Origin of the sequence: Acinetobacter sp. UBA6526 (assembly GCF_002434875.1) — a bacterium.
GTDB classification, from domain to species: Bacteria; Pseudomonadota; Gammaproteobacteria; order Pseudomonadales; family Moraxellaceae; genus Acinetobacter; species Acinetobacter venetianus.
On the sequence record NZ_DJLC01000029.1, the window covers coordinates 1 to 6569 of the forward strand.

Here is a 6569-nt window from a genome sequence, read left to right on the forward strand (position 1 = left end):
TGTTCAGCAACTGCTTTACGCTGCTCAAAAGTCAACGGCTGCAACTTAGATTTTAATCCAGCCAAAGCTTGAGCAAGTTGAGCATAAGCCTGTTGTTTTAATTGGCGAGTTCCTAATAAGCGCAGAACAAAAATTGTCCATGTCGCAATCGACATTGCTAGAAGGATGAAATACAGCGTTTTACTTACTGCATCTGCGTGTTGCCAATAAACTGAAAAGTTCATATACGAACTCCTGATTTATGTATAAATTACTTGAATCCAATAGCAAGTGGTAACGGTACTGTAAAAGACTTGGCAACGCCATTTACCATACGTGGCTTAAACCGTTGTCGACTAATAACTTGAACCATCTTTTGATCAACTTTGGGATTACCACTGGATTTTTCCACCGTTACCGAGGTAATTTTACCCTTTTCATTTACACTAAGTTTTAAAGTAAGAGTAAACTCACCCTTGATCTTTGAATATTTATTTGCAAATTCATTTGAAGCACCCTGAACTTGTTTATCAACCCATTTTTGTCCCATTGCCCATTCAACTTCGCCCGCACTCACTTTTTCAACCCCAGTGCTTTGGGCTTCCTGATTTTTTTGAGCTTGTTCACGGGCTTGCTGATCTCTTAAAGCTTGCTCACGCGCTTGCTGTTCTCTTAAAGCTTGTTCGCGAGCTTGCTGATCTTTTAAAGCCTGTTCTCGCTGCAGTTGCTCAAGTCTTTGCTTTTCTAAATCTTGCTGTTTCTTTAACTTCTCTTGAGTATCATCCTGCTGTACCACTTTCGGCTCAATTTTTTGCACTTTCTGAGAAATAACTTTTGGTTTTTCTACAGGAGTTGGCTCAACCTTCTTTTCAATAGGTTTAGGTTCAACTTTTGGCTTAATTGGCTCTATTTTCGCAGGCGGCGGCGGAGGCGGTGCCTCTTCTGGTTTAATCTTGACGAATTTAACCTTTAACGGCTCTTTCTCGATTGGTTTTAGCTCAATCGGCTTCATGTGGCTAACAGCCCACAAAACTCCTACATGTCCAATCACAACCGCAACTAGGGCAGTGATGATTTTCTTTTTCATCGAGTGTGGTGTGTTGAATGTCGCAGGAGATTGACTCATAAGAATCTAAGTACCTATATAGATGGTGACGTTCCTATAAAGTAAAAAACGATTTCACTCATCGGATAGAACAATGAAAGTGCCGTAATAATAAATGAGAAGTGTTTTCATTTGCAACTATTTTTTGTGATGGTGACTAAATTTATTGCTCAAACCACACTCAGCATAAGCAAATGTTATAACATAATAATAATAGCATAAAAAAAGCATGCTGATTTAGCATGCTTTTTCATCGAGTATTTATTTGTTAGAAAACTACTGTTTTATTGCCATCAACAATAATACGGTCTTCTAAATGCCATTTCACAGCGCGTGCTAACACATTACGCTCCACATCTTCACCAAGCTCACGTAATTGCTCAACGTTATAATCATGGCTTACACGCTCAACGTCCTGTTCAATAATTGGACCTTGATCTAGATCAGCAGTGACATAATGCGCAGTTGCACCAATCAGCTTCACACCTTTTTCATAAGCTTGCTTATAAGGATTTGCACCAACAAAAGCAGGCAAGAATGAATGGTGAATATTAATAATCTTCATTTCCCATTGCGAAACAAAATCCTCACTTAGAATTTGCATATAACGCGCAAGGATCAACAAATCATTACCTTGCATCATGTCATTGATTTGTGCATAAGCTTCGACTTTGTTGTCTTTATTCACAGGTACAACATGGAACGGTATACCAAAATTCTCAACCGCTTCACGTAAATCAGGATGGTTAGAAACAACCTGTGTAATCTCACATGGCAATGAACCACGCGCGTGACGCCATAGCAGCTCTAAAAGTGCATGATCGACTTTAGAAACCAAAATACCGACTTTTTTCAGTTCATTGACGAAAGTCAATTTCCATTGCATCTCATAACGTTCAGCAACATTTGCGGCAAATGTTTGCATCAACGCTTCTTTACGAGACTGCAAATGATCAAGTTCAAATTCAACACGCATGAAGTAACGTCCGCCTTGAGCTTCTGTCGCGTATTGATCAAGTGCGGTAATGTTTGCTCCCTGATGATACAAAAAGCTCGATACAGCTTGCACGATCCCCGGCTTGTCTTCACAAGTAATCAGTAATCGTGCTGTATTGGCAGTAGTCGTGTTCATGTGGTTAATATCACTTATTCAAATCAAATTAAAATCAAGCCGAGCATTCTAGCCCTTTTTTGCCTCAGACTAAATAGCTAAGGGCTACTCGTCGTCATTTTTAAGATTAGATAAGCTTGCAAATAACTCTGATGGACCAAGCGACTTCAATAATTGCTCATATGTCTGACGGCTTTCACCCATCAAATATGGACCCTCTAAGAACACCATTTGACGCAACGCCTGCCAAACCCACTTTTCCTCTAAGCGATTATTATCGCTAATATGGCCTGACATATACAAAAAGTTAGTCCAGTTGGTTAAGACGATCCACAAGTTGATGATCAATGCTTCGATTTCAGAATCTGTCATTTTCATCAAACCCGCATCAACGAAAGCACGATAAATCCGTTGACCTTGTTGCATCACTTGCCCAGCAAAACGTGGGTAAATTTTTCTAAAGTCTTCATTATTTTCAACTAGATGATAAACATCACGATGAATGAAGCGATAAGCCCATAATTGATTACTCAATACTTGGAAATAACTAATTTTATCGTTGGCATTCAATGGGCGATCAGTAGGTAATGCCAGCATTTCCAGTGTTTCCGCCTGATACTGCTGCGCCAACTCTTTAATAATTTCTTGCTTGTTACGAAAGTGATAATACAAATTGCCAGGGCTAATACCTAACTCAGCAGCAATATGATTTGTCGTGACTGAGCGTTCACCACGCTCATTAAACAACTGCAAACTGATCTGCAAAATTCTATCTTTTGTTTTGTTTGGCTTAGCTTGTGACATTGAATTAACCATCTATAACATTATCAATAGGTTATAAAACAAACCTATAAAGCGACTTGACACTTTAGAGTATTTACTCTAAAAATTAAAAAATAATAAGCTTTCTTTTGGTCCACTCCTATGAACAGTCAAACAAAAACAACCGCTATGACACCTCATGTTGATGTGAAACGGCTACATGATTTGCTTGAGCAGCAAAAAGCGGCTTACCAACGCCATCCTGTACCGAGCGCAAAAGAACGTATTGAACGCTTAGCTCGACTTAAAAATATCTTGGTAAAGTATCAAGATCAATTTGCTAACGCAATTAGTCAAGATTATGGCAATCGTGCAGTGATGGAAACCAAAATTGGTGAAGTTCTTACTTGTTTAGAGCATATCAAATACTATAGCAAGAACTTAACCGAATGGATGAAACCATCTAAACGCCATATCAGCATGTTACACCAACCAGCAAAAGGCTGGGTAGAATATCAACCTCTCGGTGTTATTGGTGTGATTGCACCTTGGAATTATCCATTGCTGCTTTCTGTTGGCCCATTGATTTGTGCCTTGGCTGCGGGTAACCATGCCATGATTAAAATCTCAAGTGCATCATCGAACTTTGGTTATGTACTTGAAAATGCACTTTCTGAAGCATTTCCTCAAGAACTGGTTGCCGTTGTAAATGGTGGTGGTGCAATTTCAGATGCATTCAGTCATCTTGCTTTCGATAAAATGATTTTTACAGGCTCTACTTCTGTTGGTAAAACGGTGATGGCCGCTGCTGCTCAAAATCTTGTTCCTGTCATCTTAGAATTAGGTGGTAAATCACCTGCTCTTGTTCATTCTGCAATGAACATTCGCGATGTTGCACAACGTATCGCTGTAGGTAAACTCTGGAATGCAGGTCAAACATGTGTTGCACCTGACTATATGTTCCTACCTAAAGGTCAAACGGCTGAGTTCACTAAGCACTATAATGACTTTGTGAATACGATGTACCCAACGCTACGTGATAATAAAGACTACACTTCTATTGTTAATGACAAGCAGTACAATCGCTTACAAGGTTATTTAGAGGATGCTCAAGCTCAAGGTGCAAATATTGTTGAGCTAAATAACAAAAATGAGTCATTAACTGAAGTTCGTAAGATTGCCCCAACCTTATTAACCGATGTAACGACTGACATGGAAATCATGAAGAATGAAATCTTCGGTCCTATTCTGCCAATTTTAGAATACGAACATATCGAAGATGCAATTCAATTCATCAATAGTCGTCCTCGTCCATTAGCATTCTATTATTTTGATATCGACAGCGCGCGTGCAGAATATGTTGCAAGCCGCACTCATTCAGGTCACTTCGGGATTAACCAAACATTGACCCACGTTGCGCAAGACGATCTTCCATTTGGCGGTATCGGTGCATCTGGAATGGGTAAATATCACGGTAAAGAAGGTTTCTTTAGCTTCTCACACGAACGCTCAATGATGTCAAATCCTGTAAGTCCTAAACTTTACAGTTTAAAATTCATCCTTCCGCCGTATAATAAAGCGATGCATAAAGTGCTTTTAAAAACACTATTCCGCTAAGCTGATCAAGGCATGATCTATCACACTAGATCATGCCCTGTTTTTACCAAATTCGCTTGTCTTTTAATCGTATTTTTGGTATAAAACGCCCCTTGAATGATTTCATCCGTTTACTTGAATGGCTAGTTGCACGAATCAGTGCTATATGAACTAGCAATGGAGTTCACCATGTCTAAGGTTTGCCAAGTTACCGGCAAGCGTCCTATCGTTGGTAACAACGTATCGCACGCAAACAACAAAACCAAACGCCGGTTCGAGCCGAACCTGCACCACCACCGTTTTTGGTTAGAAAGCGAAAAGCGTTTTGTACGTCTTCGTTTAACCACTAAAGGTATGCGTATTATTGATAAATTGGGTATCGAGAAAGTTGTTGCTGATCTCCGTGCTCAAGGTCAAAAGATCTAAGGAGTCTGAACAATGCGTGATAAGATTCGCCTCGTTTCTACAGCTGGTACTGGTTACTTCTATACCACTACTAAGAACAAACGTACTATGCCGGAAAAAATGGAAATCAAAAAATTTGATCCAAAAATCCGTCAACACGTAATTTTCAAAGAAGCTAAAATTAAATAATTTTAGTTCTTAAAAAAACGACTTCTTTTGAGGTCGTTTTTTTTGTCTATCGAAAACCTGAACTAAAAATAAAAGATTTACATAATTTTTTTTGATGATTAAAAAAAATATCATCAACAAATCCGATTTTAGTTGTTAAAATTTTAATCTATCCGCTTTGGCATTTTTTATGCTTATTTACTCTTTGACCTTAACCGCAACGATTAAGGAGCTTCAATGCCACATGATGTTAATTTAATTATATTACTTGCTGTTGGTTTTGGTATGGCCCTCATTTTTGGCTATATCGCAGCACGTCTACGTTTACCTCCTTTAATCGGCTATTTAATTGCGGGCATTATTATTAGCCCAAACACACCGGGGGTCGTCGGTGATATTCAACTTGCCAATCAGCTTGCTGAACTGGGTGTGATGTTTTTGATGTTTGGCGTAGGTATGCATTTCTCCCTCAGCGACCTACTCCAAGTTCGCCGTATTGCATTACCGGGTGCGATTCTACAAATTGCTGTTGCGACACTACTGGGTATGGCCGTTTCTATGTTCTGGGGATGGAGTTTTGGTTCAGCCTTAATCTTTGGTTTAAGTCTGTCATGTGCCAGTACCGTCGTATTACTTAAAGCGCTCGGCGATCGCGGTTTACTTGACTCCGTGAACGGCAAAATTGCTGTCGGTTGGCTACTGGTTGAAGATCTTGTGATGGTCTTGGCGCTAGTTTTACTCCCTGCCACAGCCGTATTGCTCGGTGGTCATGCCCTCCCTGGCACAGATACCTCACAAAGTATCTGGATCACCATTGGACTAACACTACTTAAAGTAACAGGCTTTATCGCCTTTATGCTCATTATTGGTAAACGACTTGTGCCAATGATCATGCAATTTGTCGCTCGTTTAGGTTCTCGCGAACTTTTCACACTTACAGTCGTTGCTGCCGCCGTATCGATTGCCTATGGCTCATACGCTGTATTTGGCGTTTCTATGGCCCTTGGCGCGTTCTTTGCTGGAATGGTGGTAAAAGAGTCTGACTTTAGCCATCGTGCCGAAGAAGAGACCCTACCGCTACGTGAAATCTTTGCAATCTTATTCTTCGTTTCAGTCGGTATGCTGTTTGATCCAAGAATATTGGTCGAAGAGCCACTCCATATCTTAGCTGTCGTGGCAATCATCATGGTCGGTAAAACATTAGCTGCCATGGCTTTAGTTTTATTCTTCCGTTATCCAATCAATACAGCCTTGACTGTTGGTGCAAGTTTGGCGCAAATCGGAGAATTCTCATTCATTTTAGCGACACTGGGTTTAGCTCTCGGATTACTCACACCTGAGGCACAAAATCTAATTCTCGCAGGCGCATTATTTTCTATTACGCTTAACTCTTTTATTTTCTCAGCAATCGAACCTGTTCAACGCTGGATTCGCGAACGCTCT

At 40.1% G+C, this 6569-nt stretch carries 7 protein-coding genes and 1 pseudogene; 4 read left to right on the plus strand and 4 right to left on the minus strand.

All coding sequences use genetic code 11. From position 1 onward, the window contains the following. The 4 genes and pseudogenes from B4237_RS02135 to B4237_RS02150 all read right to left on the minus strand — a co-directional run. Positions 1-224: pseudogene (locus B4237_RS02135) on the minus strand (MotA/TolQ/ExbB proton channel family protein); the annotation flags it as partial. Positions 225-250: 26 nt separating this feature from the next. Then, positions 251-1105: an energy transducer TonB gene (locus B4237_RS02140; protein ID WP_278596116.1), complete on the minus strand. Its 855-nt coding sequence runs from the start codon at positions 1103-1105 to the stop codon at positions 251-253. A gap of 247 nt (positions 1106-1352) precedes the next feature. Further along, on the minus strand, positions 1353-2216 hold the full coding sequence (gene purU, locus B4237_RS02145; RefSeq protein WP_004876720.1) for a formyltetrahydrofolate deformylase: 864 nt from the start codon (positions 2214-2216) through the stop codon (positions 1353-1355). A gap of 84 nt (positions 2217-2300) precedes the next feature. Continuing rightward, positions 2301-2999, minus strand: coding sequence for a TetR/AcrR family transcriptional regulator (locus B4237_RS02150; protein WP_004876718.1), 699 nt, complete (start codon positions 2997-2999; stop codon positions 2301-2303). Positions 3000-3119: 120 nt separating this feature from the next. Here B4237_RS02150 and B4237_RS02155 point away from each other — a divergent pair, with 120 nt between their 5' ends. From B4237_RS02155 to B4237_RS02170, 4 genes are all read left to right on the plus strand, one after another. After that, a complete protein-coding gene (locus B4237_RS02155) occupies positions 3120-4574 on the plus strand; it encodes a coniferyl aldehyde dehydrogenase (protein WP_278596115.1) in 1455 nt (484 codons plus the stop codon). Positions 4575-4742: 168 nt separating this feature from the next. Further along, on the plus strand, positions 4743-4979 hold the full coding sequence (rpmB, locus tag B4237_RS02160) for a 50S ribosomal protein L28 (protein ID WP_004649871.1): 237 nt from the start codon (positions 4743-4745) through the stop codon (positions 4977-4979). Between the two features lie 12 nt (positions 4980-4991). Beyond that, the gene (rpmG, locus tag B4237_RS02165; RefSeq protein ID WP_003654787.1) at positions 4992-5147 is read left to right on the plus strand and encodes a 50S ribosomal protein L33; all 156 of its coding nucleotides are present in this window, start codon (positions 4992-4994) and stop codon (positions 5145-5147) included. Between the two features lie 216 nt (positions 5148-5363). Continuing rightward, on the plus strand, positions 5364-6569 hold a 1206-nt coding region (locus B4237_RS02170), incomplete at its 3' end, for a cation:proton antiporter (protein WP_286941132.1).

What these genes read in the sequence shown, in the direction of transcription:
- B4237_RS02140 (WP_278596116.1), bottom strand. Translation starts at nt 1,105, where the DNA reads ATGAGTCAATCTCCTGCGACATTCAACACACCACACTCGATGAAAAAG.
- purU (WP_004876720.1), bottom strand. Translation starts at nt 2,216, where the DNA reads ATGAACACGACTACTGCCAATACAGCACGATTACTGATTACTTGTGAA.
- B4237_RS02150 (WP_004876718.1), bottom strand. Translation starts at nt 2,999, where the DNA reads ATGTCACAAGCTAAGCCAAACAAAACAAAAGATAGAATTTTGCAGATC.
- B4237_RS02155 (WP_278596115.1), top strand. Translation starts at nt 3,120, where the DNA reads ATGAACAGTCAAACAAAAACAACCGCTATGACACCTCATGTTGATGTG.
- rpmB (WP_004649871.1), top strand. Translation starts at nt 4,743, where the DNA reads ATGTCTAAGGTTTGCCAAGTTACCGGCAAGCGTCCTATCGTTGGTAAC.
- rpmG (WP_003654787.1), top strand. Translation starts at nt 4,992, where the DNA reads ATGCGTGATAAGATTCGCCTCGTTTCTACAGCTGGTACTGGTTACTTC.